Consider the following 3,515-nt stretch of genomic DNA (forward strand, 5'->3'; position numbering starts at 1 on the left):
GCCTGTTGAGGCGCGCTGTTATCTTTTTTAGGGGTAAAAAGATTGCCACGAGAAGCCCCCCCAGATGCCTGTTGAGGCGCGCTGTTATCTTTTTTGGGAGTAAAGAGATTGCCACGGGATGCGCCTCCGGTTGCTTGTCTAGGCGCACTATTACTTTTATTTGGGGTAAAGATACTGCCGCGAGAAGCACCTCCAGTTGCTTGTTTGGGTGCAGAATTTTTAACCGGCGGAGTAAATGTTATGGCAGATGCACTAGCACATGTACTGCTAACAATCAGAGCAATGATGCTCAATGTAGTTAGATGTCGATGTTTCATTATGTTTGACCTCATCTCATTAAGCAGTGATAGAAAATACATTGATAACCACTGTACAGATAACTCCTGAAAAGCTTCTAAACACTAGTTAAATTAGGGAAGGTTACTAGCATTTATATCCGAATTTGGATGAAAAATCCATAAAATAAGTGTTTTGTTTCATCCGAAATTTCACAGTAATATTACGTAATCAAGACCAGTTCCCTACCAAAACAAAGGCAGACCAAAAAAACGGATCGCGGAAATCAGTTTGGCGAATTAGGTTAATTTGTGCCTGTCGTAGTGCTTCAGCTTTTGTGATTTTGGGCTGCCGTAGTTGGTCATAGAAACGAGTCATGAGCATTTGGGCGGCTTTATCTTTAACTGGCCAAAGTGTGGCAATAGTGGAACGAGCGCCGGATTTCACCGCTAAACCTGCTAATCCCAGAGCAGCACGATCATCTCCACTAGCAGTATCACAGGCACTTAGTACTAATAATTCGATCGCCTTTGATGAGTTTCCACTACGATTTTTCAGGAGTTCGGACAATTCTTTCACATTCACTTGTCCATCCCACGTAAGTAAGAAAGTATCTTCGAGACGAGAACTAAATTGTCCGTGGGTTGCTAGATGGACAACATTAGCCTTATTAGATTTGATCTGATCGGCGAGGGCTTGACTGGTGAATTGCTGGTTGAGTAAGGCTGAAGATGGCACTTTTTGGGCGATTTGCTTCACTTCTGATTCCACTGCTGGTAAAGCACTAAAACCAGCACGAGATTCACTAATCCCACCGACAATCGCATCAATGTGGTTTTGTTGGAATGACCGAGCCGCCATCAGTTGCAATCCTGGTGAGAGCGCCACAGCATACTTTTCAATCAGATATTGCTTACCGTCGTATAAGGCTGCCATAGGAATGTTCCGCAATCGCCCATCTAAGACAAATACCAATGTTTTAGTGTCTTTGAAGGCTTGATCTGCTTCTGCTGGACGAATCAACCAATCATAAATTTGTCGGGATAATTGCTCCCGAACGGTTGAGTCGGAAACTGGGTTGAGAGCAACCAGGAACTTCTCTAGAGTTTGATCAATTTCTGCTTGAGATTTGGCAGTGGCGTAGTAACGTAGTGGTTTTCCGGCTTGAGAGAAAATTACGCCTAGGCGATCGCTTAAAATAATCGGATAAACGACTGTTGCCGTCGGGTCAACTTTGTCAATTTGCTGGGCTTTATCCAAACAAGCTTCCCGGAAAAAGTTATCCAGTTCAGCAACTTGTAGTGATTCAATCAATTCGCGTGCTTGAGTTAATGCTGTCTGGCTAGGTTGGTCATCTAGCAGTAAACTCACTAGTTCCCGATAGACAGGCTCAACACTTTCCCGGAAGGAAAATTGGACATCGGGGTTGACAGCAGCCATATCCCCACGCAATGCCTTTAATGACTTCACTGCTTCGGTATAAGCTGTAATTGCTTGGGGGTGGTTGCCTTGTTGTTTATATAACTTGCCAACCTGCCAGGCTGATTGAGCAATCAAATCATCCGCTTGAATTTCACGGGCAATATTCAGAGATTTCTCGGCTAGTTCCTGTGCCTGAGACCACTGTTTTTGGCGACTGTAGAGTTGCGCCCACTCATACAGCGCATAGGATTGGGCGCTACTATCCTGAATTTTTTGGGCAGACTGAACAGTGTTCGCCATCAGTTGTGCCAAATCTTGACTAGGTAAAACTTGCTCTGGGTTTTTTAAGCGATTCAATGTGGCAACAAAATTAATTGCTGCACCCAGGGAACTATGACTGGGCGGCAGTTCTGACAACTGTTGTCGTAATTGTGGTGCCAGGGGAATTGCATATTCCAGTTTGCCGTAATCTACTAATAATTTGAATCGAGCTAAACGCGCTTGTAAAGCTTCATTAGGATTTGTAGCTGTGGTTTCGGCATCTTCAAAGTAATTTAGGGCGGCTTCTGGGTCTTGCGAATCAGAAGCAACTTTCCCCAGACTGGCAAGAATAGAACTTAATTGAGTTTTAGCGGCAATTTGCTGGGCTGTGGCTAAACTTTGTTCTAATACTGGCTGACTGTTGCGATCGCCAATGGCGTGTAAAGCTAAACCCAGAGATCGCAACCCACTAACTTTGATTTCGGAATCTGGCATTGCGGCTAACTTCTGCCCTAACGCCTCCAATTGCTGTTTTGAACGACGGTAAAATCCCAAACTTTGTAAGGCTTGTGCTTGATTGATTTGACTGCCTAAGCTGCCCATTTTATCCCCTGCTTGCTCATAATATTTTTGAGCTTGTCGCCAAATATCTAGGGCAGTTTCCGCTTTGCCAGTACGTAGTTGTAAATTTGCTTGAGTATTCAGTATTTGCGCCCAGATAATCGCATCTATAGAGGGTTGAGAAGTTTGCAAAATTTTTACACTTTGTTCGATAGATTGTTGGGCGACTTCCCATTGGTTGAGTTCTTGTTGTGCCAACGATAGGTAACTTAAACTTAAAGCTTCGTTCCGGCGATCGCCTTGGCTATGGTAATTTTGTACTGCCTTCTGCCACGCGTTCACCGCTTCTGTAAAGTTGCCTGAATGGTAAAGCTGTCGTCCTTGTTCTAGCCAATTTGTAGATTCCGTAGCGGATATATTGACATTGAGGCTAGGAGGAGAATTTGTTGGTGCTTGTATAGATGCTTGAGCAGGTGTAATAGTAACTGCCAAATACAAACTCAAAAGACTCAGACTGATATATAGCCAACGACGTTTTTTAATTTGGAGATTCATACGTTAGTGACTAATGGGTTCAAAGTTGGTAGAGGAAAATTTGCAGCCTTAGAAATTTCTGGAGTACATTAAATCGACAAATCAGCATTACAGGGAGATGGGGGTGCTTGAGCATTCACATTGCTGATTTGCAAAAATGCAGAGATGTCCTGTCACGGGCATTAGACCAAGTGTGATCGCGTAACTCCTCATATCTTGGCTGAGATTTTGCGGTATACCACCGCGTCCTGTGGCGACAAAACTACTACCATTTGTATTAGAACAACCACTAGCTATCGGCTGCGATGAATCAGTAACATTGGCTGGCAATTCAATTAAACTCATAAATTAGTCGCCTTTTATACCCATATTTTAGTATTCCCAAAATGCTTTGGTTTCTAACTCAACTGACTAGGAAATGATTTGGGAGTTAACTGGGAGGGTAAGGGGTTTTAAAGTTT

2 protein-coding genes and 1 pseudogene are annotated in these 3,515 nt (G+C 43.5%); all 3 read right to left on the minus strand.

Annotated elements, in window-relative coordinates; translation table 11 throughout:
• Positions 1-317: pseudogene (locus NCWK1_RS28820) on the minus strand (DUF928 domain-containing protein); the annotation flags it as partial.
• A 190-nt stretch (positions 318-507) separates the two neighbouring features.
• Positions 508-3,075: a CHAT domain-containing protein gene (locus tag NCWK1_RS28825; protein ID WP_103126645.1), complete on the minus strand. Its 2,568-nt coding sequence runs from the start codon at positions 3,073-3,075 to the stop codon at positions 508-510.
• An 87-nt stretch (positions 3,076-3,162) separates the two neighbouring features.
• Complete coding sequence (locus NCWK1_RS28830) at positions 3,163-3,399, minus strand: hypothetical protein (RefSeq protein ID WP_245894991.1); 237 nt, start codon at positions 3,397-3,399, stop codon at positions 3,163-3,165.
• Positions 3,400-3,515 lie beyond the last annotated feature (116 nt).

The organism is Nostoc cycadae WK-1 (assembly GCF_002897135.1).
GTDB lineage: Bacteria > Cyanobacteriota > Cyanobacteriia > Cyanobacteriales > Nostocaceae > Nostoc_B.

What these genes read in the sequence shown, in the direction of transcription:
- NCWK1_RS28825 (WP_103126645.1), bottom strand. Translation starts at nt 3,075, where the DNA reads ATGAATCTCCAAATTAAAAAACGTCGTTGGCTATATATCAGTCTGAGT.
- NCWK1_RS28830 (WP_245894991.1), bottom strand. Translation starts at nt 3,399, where the DNA reads ATGAGTTTAATTGAATTGCCAGCCAATGTTACTGATTCATCGCAGCCG.